14 protein-coding genes and 1 tRNA gene are annotated in these 12,954 nt (G+C 68.8%); 10 read left to right on the top strand and 5 right to left on the bottom strand.

The window, feature by feature from the left end; all coding sequences use genetic code 11:
• The first annotated feature begins 89 nt into the window (after positions 1-89).
• The gene (locus tag ACI7BZ_RS08975; RefSeq protein WP_414119120.1) at positions 90-806 is read left to right on the top strand and encodes an SDR family NAD(P)-dependent oxidoreductase; all 717 of its coding nucleotides are present in this window, start codon (positions 90-92) and stop codon (positions 804-806) included.
• Between the two features lie 82 nt (positions 807-888).
• Here ACI7BZ_RS08975 and ACI7BZ_RS08970 read toward each other — a convergent pair whose 3' ends face one another.
• Positions 889-1,863, bottom strand: coding sequence for a magnesium transporter CorA family protein (locus ACI7BZ_RS08970; protein ID WP_414116822.1), 975 nt, complete (start codon positions 1,861-1,863; stop codon positions 889-891).
• Between the two features lie 161 nt (positions 1,864-2,024).
• The gene (locus tag ACI7BZ_RS08965) at positions 2,025-2,243 is read right to left on the bottom strand and encodes a hypothetical protein (protein ID WP_414116821.1); all 219 of its coding nucleotides are present in this window, start codon (positions 2,241-2,243) and stop codon (positions 2,025-2,027) included.
• 315 nt (positions 2,244-2,558) lie between these two features.
• Between ACI7BZ_RS08965 and ACI7BZ_RS08960 the strand changes: the two genes are divergently transcribed.
• Entirely contained in the window at positions 2,559-3,161 is a 603-nt protein-coding gene (locus tag ACI7BZ_RS08960) for a L,D-transpeptidase (RefSeq protein WP_414116820.1), read from the top strand.
• A gap of 319 nt (positions 3,162-3,480) precedes the next feature.
• On the opposite strand, the gene ACI7BZ_RS08955 is transcribed toward ACI7BZ_RS08960, so the two are convergent.
• Entirely contained in the window at positions 3,481-4,758 is a 1,278-nt protein-coding gene (locus ACI7BZ_RS08955) for an extensin family protein (RefSeq protein ID WP_414116819.1), read from the bottom strand.
• Between the two features lie 82 nt (positions 4,759-4,840).
• Here ACI7BZ_RS08955 and ACI7BZ_RS08950 point away from each other — a divergent pair, with 82 nt between their 5' ends.
• A complete protein-coding gene (locus ACI7BZ_RS08950) occupies positions 4,841-5,605 on the top strand; it encodes an HAD family hydrolase (protein ID WP_414116818.1) in 765 nt (254 codons plus the stop codon).
• Here ACI7BZ_RS08950 and ACI7BZ_RS08945 read toward each other — a convergent pair.
• A complete protein-coding gene (locus ACI7BZ_RS08945; RefSeq protein WP_414116817.1) occupies positions 5,572-7,647 on the bottom strand; it encodes a putative bifunctional diguanylate cyclase/phosphodiesterase in 2,076 nt (691 codons plus the stop codon). The genes ACI7BZ_RS08950 and ACI7BZ_RS08945 overlap by 34 nt on opposite strands.
• A 292-nt stretch (positions 7,648-7,939) precedes the next feature.
• Here ACI7BZ_RS08945 and ACI7BZ_RS08940 point away from each other — a divergent pair, with 292 nt between their 5' ends.
• The 6 genes from ACI7BZ_RS08940 (at position 7,940) to ACI7BZ_RS08915 (ending at position 12,046) form a co-directional block, all read left to right on the top strand.
• Positions 7,940-8,239, top strand: a complete 300-nt coding sequence (locus ACI7BZ_RS08940) for an ArsR/SmtB family transcription factor (protein WP_414116816.1) — start codon at positions 7,940-7,942, stop codon at positions 8,237-8,239.
• Positions 8,236-9,300, top strand: a complete 1,065-nt coding sequence (locus ACI7BZ_RS08935) for a permease (RefSeq protein WP_414116815.1) — start codon at positions 8,236-8,238, stop codon at positions 9,298-9,300. The genes ACI7BZ_RS08940 and ACI7BZ_RS08935 overlap by 4 nt, the downstream gene beginning before the upstream one ends.
• 19 nt (positions 9,301-9,319) lie before the next feature.
• Positions 9,320-9,556, top strand: coding sequence for a thioredoxin family protein (locus tag ACI7BZ_RS08930; protein ID WP_414116814.1), 237 nt, complete (start codon positions 9,320-9,322; stop codon positions 9,554-9,556).
• A 168-nt stretch (positions 9,557-9,724) separates the two neighbouring features.
• Positions 9,725-10,129: a PadR family transcriptional regulator gene (locus ACI7BZ_RS08925; RefSeq protein WP_414116813.1), complete on the top strand. Its 405-nt coding sequence runs from the start codon at positions 9,725-9,727 to the stop codon at positions 10,127-10,129.
• Positions 10,130-10,163: 34 nt separating this feature from the next.
• On the top strand, positions 10,164-10,781 hold the full coding sequence (locus tag ACI7BZ_RS08920) for an FAD-dependent oxidoreductase (RefSeq protein ID WP_414116812.1): 618 nt from the start codon (positions 10,164-10,166) through the stop codon (positions 10,779-10,781).
• Positions 10,778-12,046: an MFS transporter gene (locus ACI7BZ_RS08915; RefSeq protein WP_414116811.1), complete on the top strand. Its 1,269-nt coding sequence runs from the start codon at positions 10,778-10,780 to the stop codon at positions 12,044-12,046. Before ACI7BZ_RS08920 ends, ACI7BZ_RS08915 begins: the two co-directional genes overlap by 4 nt.
• A gap of 199 nt (positions 12,047-12,245) precedes the next feature.
• On the opposite strand, the gene ACI7BZ_RS08910 is transcribed toward ACI7BZ_RS08915, so the two are convergent.
• Positions 12,246-12,319, bottom strand: a tRNA-Gln gene (locus ACI7BZ_RS08910).
• A gap of 242 nt (positions 12,320-12,561) precedes the next feature.
• Here ACI7BZ_RS08910 and ACI7BZ_RS08905 point away from each other — a divergent pair.
• Positions 12,562-12,768, top strand: coding sequence for a hypothetical protein (locus ACI7BZ_RS08905; RefSeq protein ID WP_414116810.1), 207 nt, complete (start codon positions 12,562-12,564; stop codon positions 12,766-12,768).
• Positions 12,769-12,954: the final 186 nt, after the last annotated feature.

Below are 12,954 nucleotides of genomic sequence, written 5' to 3'. Positions count from 1 at the left end.
CGGTGATGCTTGTGGCCATGCCCCAACTGAACCATTGCCGCCCGCGAGGCTGAACCATGACCGCCGAACCCGACGCCGCGCCGCGCATCATGCTGCTGACGGGGGCGTCCCGCGGCATCGGCCACGCCACGGTGAAGCGCTTTTCCGCCGCCGGCTGGCGCGTCATCTCCTGCTCGCGCCACGCCTTTCCGGAAAAGTGCCCGTGGGGCGCGGGCCCGGAGGATCATATCCAGGTGGACCTTTCCAGCCCCGCCAGCACCCTTGCCGCCATCGCCGAGGTGAAGCAGCGCCTGCCGGACGGCAGGCTGCACGCCCTCGTCAACAATGCCGCCATCTCCCCCAAGGGCGAGGGCGGGGCGCGCCTCGGCACGCTGGACACCGACCTGGAAACCTGGGTGGACGTGTTCCAGGTGAATTTCTTCGCCCCCATCATGCTGGCGCGGGGGCTTTCGGCGGAGCTGGAAAGGGCGCAGGGCTCGGTGGTGAATGTCACCTCCATCGCCGGCTCGCGGGTGCACCCCTTCGCCGGCGCGGCCTATGGCACCTCCAAGGCGGCGCTGGCGGCGCTGACGCGGGAGATGGCATCGGATTTCGGCCGCCGCGGCATCCGCGTCAACGCCATCGCCCCGGGGGAGATCGACACCGCCATCCTCTCCCCGGGAACCGACAGGATCGTGGCGCAGATTCCCATGCAGCGGCTCGGCACGCCGGACGAGGTGGCCGAGATCGTCTTCGTGCTGTGCTCGCAGGCCGCCTCCTACCTCAACGGGGCGGAGATCCACATCAACGGCGGGCAGCACGTCTAGAGCGCGATCCGATCAAATTGACTCAGTTTGATCGGTGAATCGCCCTCTCACTTAAGGATAGAGAACGCGCTGCGGCCCGCACCTACAGCCAGCCGCGCCACTTGAAGAAGACGTAGGGCAGGATGCCCGAGATCACCATGGCCACCAGCGCCGCCGGATAGGCATAGGTCCAGTCCAGCTCCGGCATGTGCTGGAAGTTCATGCCGTAGATGGAAGCAATCAGCGTCGGCGGCATCAGCACCACAGAGAGCACGGCAAATATCTTGATGATGTTGTTCTGCTCCAGTCCGACCATGCCGATGGTGGCATCCAGCAGGAACTGCAGCTTGTCGCCGAGGAAATTGGCATAATCCGACAGGCCGGCCACGTCGCGGCTCATGGACTTGATGGATGCCTTCGCATCCTTGCCCACGGTGGTGCCGTCGGTTTCCGTCCCGAGGAACGAGAGCAGCCGCTGCAGCGAGGCGAGGCTCTCGCGGGCGTAGGAAAGGATGCCTTCCTTGCGGCCGATGTGGGAAAGGATGGCGCGGTAGCGCTGGTTGGCGTTCTCGCGGCCGCGGGAGCGATCGAAGATGCGCTTGGAGATGCGCTCCACATCGGCGCCGATCTGCTCCAGCACGTCGGCGAAGCGGTCCACCACCGCATCCAGGAGGGTGATGAACAGGGCCTCGCCGGTGATGCCGGTGGGGCAGACCTTGGCCAGGCGCCCCGCGACGCTGGGGAAGGCCCGCGGCTCGCCATAGCGCACGGTGATGAGCCGGCCCTGGGAGAGAATGAAGGTGACCGCCAGCATGGCCGGGGTTTCGGTGTCGGCCCCGCACAACAAGGCGGCGGTCATGTAGCGCGCGCCGCCCTCCACATAAAGGCGGCTCGACTGCTCGATCTCGCCCATCTCCTCCCGCGTCGGCACCGAGATGCCGGCGAAGGCTTCCGCGCGCCGGTCGTCGGCTTCGACGGGAGAGACGAGGTCCAGCCAGATGGTTTCGGCCGGAATGGCGCCATCGCCCACGGGCACGGCGACGAGGCTTCCGCCGGAGGCGACATAAGCGGTGATCATGCTGCGGTTCCCCGGACGGATGCCCGGGCCTCATAGCCCGGACGCAACCTGAAGGGAATTCCTGCGGCGTCCCGCCCGGCCCCGCACCGGGTCAGGGCGCAGCCTTCCTTACCCCGGTGCCCGCAGAACCTGAAGCCCGGCGGGAAGAGGGGCGGGATGGCTCACGCGGCGAGGTGGTCGATGTCCTTCAGGGTGACCACCCGGTTGGGCTCGCCAGCACTCACGCCCGCAGCCTGGGCGAGACGCTTCTCGCTGGCCTGCTGGGCCGCGGCGGCTACGGCCGAGATGCCGATGTCCCGCCACTGGCCGCTCTGGGCCTGACGCTTCAGATCCGATTCCACCCGGGCGCTGAGACCCTGCGACGGCTGTCCGGTAGACATGTCATACTCCTGTACGGTGCCTTTTGCCGTTGCGGCACCTTCGCGTGACCCTTCGAGAGATGGCGGCCGATCGCGTCAAAACTGTGCAAGCGGTGCGACTTCTCCAAGGTCATACAAAGAGTAGGACCCCAAACTCTTGAGAAACTCCAAAGGCGGTTGCCGAAAGGTGAGCCTGTGCGGCATTTCTGCAACGCTTTCTCAGAAGCAGGTGGCAAGCGCCACCTCGACACTTCAAGCATGGCGTACATTGGGTTAATCCAATTCGGCGGGATCGAATCCTCCTTGTGCGACAAGGTAGAGTCAAAAGAGGCAAGCATGATGTGGCGGGCGGTCGGAGCACTGCTGGCGGGTTTGATGCTCAGCGGCTGCATGTCGGAGACCTATGCGCCGGCGCCGGACTCGGCGCTGAAGCCAAAGGACAAGCAACTGCTGGCGAATGCGCCGTACCCGAATGTCAAGCCTTCGGGGCAGTATGCGCGTCATATCGTCGAGTATCCGACGAGCAAGAAGCCGGGGACCATTGTCGTGGATACCCCGAACAAGTTCCTTTACTATGTGGAAGGGAACGGTAAGGCGATCCGCTACGGCGTCACCGTCGGCGAGGAGAGCCTGGCGTTCCGCGGGCAGGCCAAGGTGGGCCGCAAGGCCGAATGGCCGAGCTGGACCCCCACCCCGGAAATCCACCAGCGCATCGCTGGCCTTCCGTCCTATGTGGGTCCCGGGCCGCACAACCCCATGGGCGCGCGGGCGCTCTACCTCTACCAGGGTAGCCGCGACACGCTGTTCCGCATCCACGGCACCAACCAGCCGGAATATATCGGGCAGGCCATTTCTTCCGGCTGCATCCGCATGCTGAACGAAGACGTGATCGACCTCTACAACCGCGTGCCGGCAGGCGCCGAAGTGGTGGTGCTCTGAGCCTCGGCCCAGGGTGAAGATCTGGCCCGGGAGGCCGGAAGGGGGCGCGGCTTGGCCGCGCCCTTTTTCATGCGCGCCGCCTTTGCCTTTGCGTGCGGAACCCCGCCAGCCTGCGGTTCCGGGCGGCCAGGCGGCCCCCCCCTGGGCGCAACGCAAAAGCCGTCCCGGCCCCGCCGCGTGGATGACCGGGGACAGCCCGGCCCTGACGGTGGAACGCACCCCGCGGGTCCCCGCCTCCCTCCCCCGGGCCAATATGCCGGCAGGCGCGCAGATGGAGCCGCCGGCGCGCCCCTGAAGGGGCGGGCGGATCGTCCTGCGATTATTGAACTGAGCCGGACTTACCGCCGGCGGTTGCCGGCTTCTGCCCCGGCGTGCCGGCGGGTGGCGGCGGTGTGCCCGGCGCCCGGCTTCCCGCCGCCTTCGATCCGGCCTCGCCGGTTCCCGCTCCCGTGCCACCGGTGGCCGGCCTTTCCGGCGCCGGTGTCCCGGAAGCCTTGCCCGCGGGGGCGGCGGCAGCGGTGCCGGTCTTGCGCCCGGAAGCATCGGTCTTCGCGGCCACGGCGGCGCCGGCATCGAGGTTCCAGCGGCAGAGCCTGAAATCGCGCTTGCGCTGGGCGAGGTCCACATGGATGTGGTCTTCGTGATAGCCGTCGGAGCCGGGGCCGAGCACCGTCGTGAAGCGACGGCAGGCGCTCTCCTTCATGGAGGCGCGCAGGGCCGGCGGCAGCCCGCCCTTCTCCACCGCCAGGGTGCGCCGGTCGCCCAGTTCGAAGCCGCCCACGTCCACGGCATTGCCCAGGCCATGCTCGCTCATGCGCGCGCCCGCCATGCGGTTGCGCGGCCGGCAATCATAGGAGGCCGCAACCTTCACCGCGTCCAGGGGCGCGCCCGAAGCGGCCACGGCGGGGGCGAGGTCTTCCCGCACCCAGTCCGCCACGGCGGCCGCCACGTCGCATTTGAGGATGGCCGCCGGCCGCATCTCCACCAGCCGTCCGTCGCGCAGCCACACCGCCGAAAGCCGCACCGGCTGCTTCAGGCCGCAGCTTGTTCCCGTTGTGATGCCCGGCTCCGCCGCGGCGACGATGATGCGCTCCGCCACCAGCGCCGCGCAGGGAGCCGGCAAGCCCGCGGGTGCTCCTGCGGGAGGCGCCCCGGCCCCGGCGCCGCCGGCGGGAAGCGTCGGCTCCGTCCGCGTGGGGGGCAGCGCCGCGCCGGGCGGCTCGGGCTCGGGCTCCGGCTCCTGCCGCACGCTGCGCGATGCCAAACGGGCCGGGGCATCCACGCGGGGGTCGTCAGCCTCCGGCTCTGCCTCCTCCGGTGCCACCGCCTCTGCTGCCGCGGGTTGGGCGGCGTCCAGCTCGGCAGGCCGGGCCGGCGGCAGAGGCACCGCCGGCAAAGCGGCGCGCGGCGCGCGCATGGTCCGCGCCAGGGGCCGTTGCGGCGGCAGCGGAGCGGAGGTTTCAGCCAGCGCCGTGCCGCCGGCCAGAAGCACGGCCACCGACGCGATCGCCAGCCTCCCGCGCAGGGACATCCCGTCGATGGCGGCAGGACAGGCAATGGAGCGGTGGCGCGGCGGCGCGGGTCGTCGCGAATGCATGATGATCGTGATAGTAGAGAAGCCCCGCGGCCCGGTCGATACGATATGGGGCCCCTTCCCCACCCTCCCCCGGCGGCGGATCATGCGCGACCTGACGGCTGTGCTCTTCGACAAGGACGGCACCCTGGTGCATTTCGACCGCACCTGGGGTCCGGCAGCGGGCGCGGTCATCCGCAGCCTCAGTGGCGGCGACGGGGCGGCGGCGGCGCGGCTGGAGGCGGTGAGCCACTATCTCGCCGACGCGGAACGCTTCCTGCCCACCTCGCCGCTGGTGTCCGGCTCCTCCGCCCATTACGGCCCCCTGTGGGCGCAGGCGCTGGGCCGCACGGCGACGGCGGACTTCCTCGCCCTCATCGACCGGCTGTTCGCCGAGGAGGGCCTGCGCCACCTCACTCCCATCGGACGGCCGAAGGCGGTGCTGGAGCAGCTCAAGGCCGGCGGGCTCGATCTCGGCATGGTCACCAACGATGCCGAGGCCAACGCCCGCCAGCAGGCGCAGGCACTGGGGATTGACGGGCTGCTGAGCGCCGTGCACGGCTACGATACGGGCTTCGGCTCCAAGCCCGGCCCGGGCATGGTGCGCGCCTTCATGGAGCGGTTCGGCCACCGGCCGGGGGCCGTGGCGGTGGTGGGCGACAGCGCCCACGACCTTGCCGCGGCACGGGGCGCGGGCGCGCGCTTCATTCTGGTACGGACCGGCCCCATGCCCCTGGCCGATCTTCTGTGCGAGGCCGACCTGGTGGTGGACAGCGTGGACGACCTGCCCGCGCAGCTCCTGCCGCGTGCCCTGCCGCCCGCGTCCACGCTCCCGCCTCACCCCGCCGGCAAGGGGCTGCGGGCCAGATAGGCGGCGAAGGCGTCCGCCGGCAGCGGGCGGGAGATCAGGAAGCCCTGTCCGTACCGGCAGCCGGCGGCGGCGATCAGTGCCCGCTGCTCGGGCGTCTCTATGCCCTCGGCGATCACGTCGATGCCGAGCCTCTGCGCCATCACGATGATGGCCTCGCACAAGGCGAGATCGTCGGAGCCATCGGCGACGCCCTGCACGAAGGTGCGGTCGATCTTGAGGAAGTCCACATCGAACTTCTTCAGGTAGGCGAGCGAGGAATAGCCGGTCCCGAAATCGTCGAGGGCCAGCGCGATCCCCATCTGCCGAAACCGGCCGAGCTGGTCGCGCACCGCATCGCTGAGCTCCACCAGCAGCCCCTCGGTGATCTCGACGATGAGGCGCTGGCCGGGCAGTCCGTGCGCGGCGAGGCCCGCCGCCCAGCGGTCCAGCACGTCCAAGGACTGGCGGAACTCGATGGGCGAGCGGTTCAGCGCCACGCTCAGCGGCGGCAGGCCGGCGCGGTCCCACGCCTCCATCTGGCGCAGGACCTCCTCGAACACCCACTGCCCGATGGCGATGATCTCGCCGGTCTGCTCGGCGATGGGGATGAAGTCGCCGGGCCCGACGAGGCCAAGCTCGGGATGCTGCCAGCGCAGCAGGGCCTCCGCCCTCACCAGCGCGCCGGTCGAGAGTTCGACGATGGGCTGGTAGAACAGGCAGAACTGCTGGCTGGCGATGGCGTCGCGCAGCTCGTTGGCGATGCGGATGCGCCGGGTGGCCTCGTCCTGCATGACCTTGCGGAAGAAGCGGTAGCGGTTGCGGCCGAGCGCCTTGGCCTCGTACATGGCCTGATCGGCATGGCGCACCAGTGCGTCGGCGTCGTCGCCATCCTCCGGGAACACGGCGATGCCGATGCTGACGGAGGAATGCGCGAGGTCCGGCCCGAGCCGGTACGGCTTGCACAGGGTGTCACGGATGCGGCCGGCCAGTTCGTCCGCGCGGTTCGGATCGTCGGCGCCACCGACGACGACCATGAATTCGTCGCTGCTGAGGCGCCCCACCACGTCGCCTTCGTTCAATTGACTGCCGAGGCGCGCGGCCGCCTCGCGCAGCAGCATGTCGCCCCGGTCGTGGCCGTAGGCGTCGTTGATCTCCTTGAAGCGGTCGAAATCGATGAACAGCAGCGCCATCCGATGGCCGGCTGTGCGCGCCCGGGCAATTTCCTTCTCCAGCCGCTCGTAGAACAGGCGCCGGTTGGGCAGGCCGGTGAGGTCATCGAAATTGGCGTGGTACCAGACCGCCTCCTGCACCTCCTTCTGCACCGTGATGTCCTCGACGATGGACCAGATATAGGCTTGGCCGTCGCCGCCGCGCAGCAGCACCCCCGTGAGGCGGAGGGGAACGAGGCTGCCGTCCTTGCGGATGTATTCCTTCTCGTAGGGACCGTATTGGCCGCGCGTGAGCAGCATGCTGAGCTGTTCACGTTCCTGCGCGGCGTATTTTTCCGGGGTGAGCCTCCAATAGTCGAGGCTGCGCAACTCCTCGGCGCTGTAGCCGCAGATGGCGGTGAAGGCCTTGTTGAAGTCGAGATAGGAGCCGTCCAGCCCATTGAGGGTGATGCCGAGGGGAGAGAGCTCGAACAGGCCGCGCAGCTTCTCCTCGCTGTCCTTCAGGGCGCGCTCGGTGCGCTTGCCCTCGGTGATGTCCATGGACACGCCCACCAGGAAGCGCAGCGCGCCGTTCCGGTCGCAGATGCGGCGGCGCAGGGTGCGCAGGGTGCGGTCCTGCTTGAGGGCGATGTTGCGGACCACCTCCTCGCACGCGATGGCGCCCCCATTGGGCACGCGCCGGTCGTTCTCCATCAGCCGCCGCACCTGGTCTGCCGGGAAGATACCGGCTCCGGTGCGCCCCAGCACGGCGGCGCGCTCCACGCCCCACTGGGCTTCGCAGTGCTGGTTGATCAGGATGAAGCGGCTTTCCGGGTCCTTGACGAACACGGCGGCGGGGATGGTGTCGAGGACTGCAAGGATGCCCTCGTTGCGCCAGTCCAAGGTCTCGGTCATGACGTCCCCGACCTCCGTCCGTCCCTACGGCCAAGCTATCACGACGCTGGCATCTGCGCAGGGGGGACGCAAGGTCCAAAAGTTGGCTGTTTTCAATGGCGAATCAGGGTGCGCGACGCGTATCGATTGCAACGTGCGCCGGCACAGCGCCATTGCGCACTGGGGTGACGTCGCTATCCGGCGGGCGCTGGCACGTCCGAAAAGGCCCGGTTTCTGCCGGAAAATGAACAGCGTCGCCAGCATGCTTTTAAATGCGCTTGCACGCATATGCGGATGATGGCATATAGGGCGCATGCAATCCACCCTCACCTTTCTGGCGTCCCTGGCCGAGCCCACCCGCCTCGCGGCGGTCCGCCTGCTGTGGGACGGGCGCGAGCATTGCGTCTGCGAGCTCGTGCGCGTCCTCGGTGTCACCCAGTCCCGCATGTCGCGCCATATGGCGGTGCTCAAGCAGGCTGGCGTCGTGGTGGATCGGCGGGATGCCCAATGGGTGCGCTACCGTCGCAATCCTGAATTGCCGGCCGAGCAGGCGGCCATCGTCGATGCCGTCCTCAATAGCCTGGACTCTTCATCGAAGAGGAGAGCCGCATGAGCGCCGACCTGTCATTGACCGGGCGCAAGCCGCCGCGGGAGGCCTCGCCTCTGGCCTGGGCGGCGGGGACCGTCGCAGCGATCGCGCTCTGGTTCGTGGTCTATGCGCAGCTCGCGCCTTTCTCCCGATGGCTGGTGGCCCGCCTGCCGGTGGAGCCGGGCAGCCATCTTGCCGATGCGGTCACGTTCTTCATCTACGACACGCCCAAGGTGCTGATGCTGCTGACGCTGGTGGTGTTCGCCATGGGCGTGGTGCGCAGCTTCTTTTCCGCCGAGCGCACCCGTGCGCTGCTGGCCGGAAAGCGCGAGGGGCTCGGCAATGTCGCGGCCGCCGGCCTCGGCATCGTCACGCCCTTCTGCTCCTGCTCGGCGGTGCCGCTGTTCGTCGGCTTCGTCTCCGCCGGCGTGCCCCTGGGCGTCACCTTCTCCTTCCTCATCGCCGCGCCCATGGTCAACGAGGTGGCGCTGGGCCTTTTGTTCGCGCTGGTCGGCTGGAAGGTGGCGCTCACCTATCTGGCCTTCGGCCTTGCGGTGGCGATCATCGCCGGATGGGTCATCGGCCGGCTGCACCTGGAAGGCTGGCTGGAAGACTGGGTGCGCAATGTGCGCGCCACCCCCGCGGATCTGCCCGCCAACGGCATGACATTGGTGGAGCGCATCAAAGCCGGCCTTGACGCGGTGCGCGACATCGTCGGCAAGGTCTGGATGTGGATCATCGCCGGCATCGCGGCCGGCGCCTTCATCCACGGCTATGTGCCGGCGGACCTGCTCGCCTCCATCATGGGGCGGGATGCGTGGTGGTCGGTTCCCGCCGCGGTCCTTTTGGGCATTCCCATGTATTCCAATGCCGCGGGCATCATCCCGGTGGTGGAGGCCCTGCTGGCCAAGGGGGCGGCGCTGGGCACCGTGCTCGCCTTCATGATGGCGGTCATCGCTCTGTCGCTGCCGGAAATGATCATCCTGCGCAAAGTGCTGAGCCTGAAGCTGATCGCCGTGTTCATCGGCGTGGTGGCAACCGGCATCCTGGCCGTGGGCTTCCTGTTCAACGCGCTGTTTTCTTAAAGCAAGAAAGGCAAAAGCCATGAAAGACGTCAAAGTGCTCGGCCCCGGCTGCTCCCGCTGCGAGGCAACGGCGCAGATGGTGCGGGACGCGGCGGCCAAGCTCGGGCTCGACGTCACGGTGGAAAAGGTCACCGACTATGCGCTGATCGCCGGCTACGGCATCGCCTCGACCCCCGGCATCGTCATCGACGGCAAGGTGGTGCATGCGGGCGGCCTGCCGAAGCCGGACGACGTTGCCCGCTGGCTCGCGGCTTGAGCGCCGCCGGGATCGCGCACGGCACGGATATGCGCGGGGCAGGCCGGAGCCGCTTTGCGCTCAACCTTGATGGTTGACGCATTGATGATCAATGCATAGCCTTCCAACATGTCGCGAACCTCCCCATCTGCTACCCTATCCGTTCCGCCGTCGCCGTCGCCGGCTCCTGTGCCGCGGCCAGGGCCCGATTTCCTGAGCCGCGCCTATTGGAACGGCACCATCAAGATGAGCCTGTCCAAGTTCTTCATCCTGTGCGTGCTGCACCAGCGGCCCATGCACGGATACGACGTGGCACGGGCGGTGGAGGCGACCACCAACGGCTGCTGCTCCCCCACCGAGGGCACCATCTATCCGGTGCTGCGGGAGTTCGAGGAGGGCGGCTACGTCACCGCGGCAAGTGAGGTCGTCTCGGGCCGCGAGCGCAAGGTCTACACTCTCACCGACAAGGGCCGTGCCGCCTTCAAGGTGGCGGTGGAGGCCTGGATGGACGTGACCCGCTGCCTGGCCGACGCCGAGAAGATGATCGCCGGCGCGCCGGGCGGGGACGGGAGCCCCGGGGGATGCTGCCCCTGAGCCGCATTCCTTTGCCCCCAAGCATTGCTCCTCGATGGATCGAGCATCGGAGTCTGCCGTCATGACCGCATCGCTGCCCGTCGCCATCATCGGAGCCGGCCCGGTGGGGCTTGCCGCCGCGGCGCATCTTCTGGCCCGCGGCCTGACGCCCCTCGCCTTCGAACGCGGAGCCGGCGCCGGCACGTCGCTCAAGGCCTGGGGCCATGTGCGGGTGTTCTCGCCCTGGGGCTACAATATCGACGCGGCCGCCCGCACGCTGCTGGAGGAAACCGGCTGGAGCGCGCCGAACCAGCATTCGTGCGACACCGTCCTGCCCCATGGCACGGTGGAACTCGCCCACCCCGAGCCGAGCGTCTACATCGTCGGCTCCAAGTCCTACGGCCGCGCCCCCACCTTGCTGATGGCCACGGGCTATGAGCAGGTGCGCTCCATCGCGGCGGAGATCGCCGGCGATCACGACGCGGCGCGGCGTGTCCATCTGGTACTGCCGGAGACCGGCGCCTGCAGCGCCGCGCCGGTGGCAGCGGGAGCATCCGGTTGCTGCGGTGGCCCAGCGCCTGGGAATGCCGATGCCTGCGGCGCGGACGGCTGCGGCTGCGCTACCGGCCCGTTGCAGATGGAAGCGCCACACTACTGCGGTACGGCCGCATGAGCCGCAGCCTGAGCGGAGAGCACGCGCCGCCGGCACCGGCGGCCCCCCTCTCCGGGCGCAGCCTGTTCATCACCGGCCTCGGCATCGGCCAGATCTGCTCCTGGGGGTCGCTCTATTACAGCTTTCCTCTGATGGCCGAGGCCATGGGGCATGACCTCGGCTGGTCGAAGCCGAACCTGTTCGGCGCCGCCACCCTCGGCCTCGCCCTCGGCGGCCTTGCCGCCTTTCCCGTGGGTGCCGCCATCGACCGGGGACACGGCAGGTGGGTGATGGCGGGAGGTGCCGGGCTTGCCGGCCTCACCCTCCTGGCCTGGTCGCAGGTGCAGCAGCTCTGGCTGTTCTACGGCCTGATGGCCATCCTCGGCATGCTGCAGGCGGCGACCCTCTATGAGCCGGCGTTCGCGGTGGTGGCGCGCCGGACCGGGGCAGCCGGCGCCCGGGCCGGCATCACCGCGCTCACCCTTTGGGGCGGGTTCGCCTCCACCCTCTTCATTCCGCTGATCCAGATCCTGCTGGATCAGGTGGGCTGGCGCGGCGCGCTGGTGGTGCTTGGCGCCGTGAACCTTGCAGTGTGCGCCCCGCTTTATGCCGCGGTGATCCGGCCGGCGGCCGACCATGCGGCATCGTCGGCGCACGCTCTTGCGCTATCGGGTGCGGCCACCCTGCGGCAGGTCATGGGGCGCGTGGCCCGGCGGCCCACCTTCTGGGCGCTGGCGGTGGCCTTCACCGCTTATGCCGCCACCTTCTCCGCCTTCACCTTCCACCTTTATCCCCTGCTGCTGGAGCGCGGCCTCACGCCCGGAAGCGTGGTGGCGGCCATGGCCATCATCGGCCCGACCCAGGTGGCGGGGCGCATCGCCGTCTCGGTGTTCGCGCCGCGCGCGCCGGTGCGGCTCATCGGCAGCTGTGCGGTTCTGGCCTTTCCCGTCGCCATCCTCGCCCTGGCATGGCTGCCGCCCGGTTTTGCCCTGGTGGCGGCAATCATGGCGCTCTACGGCAGCGCCAACGGCATCATGACCATCGTGCGCGGGCTCGCCGTGCCGGAAATGCTGACCCGGCAGGCCTATGGCGCGGTAAATGGCGCGCTGGCGGCGCCCGCCATGCTCGCGCGGGCTTTGGCACCAGCCGGCGCCGCGCTCATCTGGGCGCAATCTAACGCCTATGGCGCAGTGCTTTCGGCCATGGCGGTGGGAGGCCTCCTGCTGGCGGCAGCTTTCTGGGCCGCGGCAGCCCTTTCTCGGAATGAGGACGACAAAGCGTCTTGAAGCCAGCGGTCCCCGGACCTGCAGATCATGGGCGCCAGCGCCGGAAGGCATGACCGGCGCGGCCGGCCCCTCGCCGGACGCCGGCGCCCCAAGCCGTCCGGGCGCAGGCCATGACCCGCGGACGAAAAAACCGCGCCGACGATGCGTGCACGCGCGGTGATCTCCGGCGGATCACGGATTTGGAGCCATTTGCTGAAAGTGGCTGGGGGACTAGGATTCGAACCTAGATTAACGGAGTCAGAGTCCGCTGTTCTACCGTTGAACTATCCCCCAACGGCGCCTGGTCGGGCTGGCGTCTGGTCCGCGCCGGCTGGTAGGGCCGGAGAACGGAGCGGCAGGGGGCGCGCCCGGAAGGCAGGGGCGCTCTATACGCAATTCGCCGGCCGGGGTCTAGCGGCTTTTCGCAAATCCCACAGGCAATCTGGTATACGGCATGCGCAGTGGTGCCATGCACAATTGTCTATATTGCATCGCACGCAAGCGGCCTATCTATGTCCCATCAAATGGAGGCACAAATGGCCACGATCACTGCGAACCCCACCCGCGAAACCGGACTCTTCGGGCGCATGGGCGCTGCGGTGTCCGAGTTCTTTTCCGCCGTCGCCGAAGCCCGCCGCATGGCGGACCGGTACGAGCACCTCTCCCACATGAGCAACAGCGAGCTCGCCCGTCTCGGCATCTCCCGCGAGGAGATTCCCCAGGTGGTCGCCCGCGGCCGCTGAGCCGCAAGCGGCCTCATCGGAGGCTGCAGGTTTTCGCCGGGCGTGCGCTGCCGTGAAGGCGCGCCTGCCCGGCCTCTCCTTCCCAGCGTTTCCTCCCAGTGCCTTGTCCCGCCCGCCTCCCGGCGCGGCGGGATTTTTCTTTTGAATGGCGCCGCGCGGCTTCGCCCGAGGCCCCCGGACCCCGGC

It is taken from the genome of Xanthobacter sp. AM11, assembly GCF_047444035.1.
Classification (GTDB): domain Bacteria; phylum Pseudomonadota; class Alphaproteobacteria; order Rhizobiales; family Xanthobacteraceae; genus Xanthobacter.
Note: the sequence above shows the minus strand (reverse complement) of the source record. Positions and strands in the feature narration are given on the sequence as shown.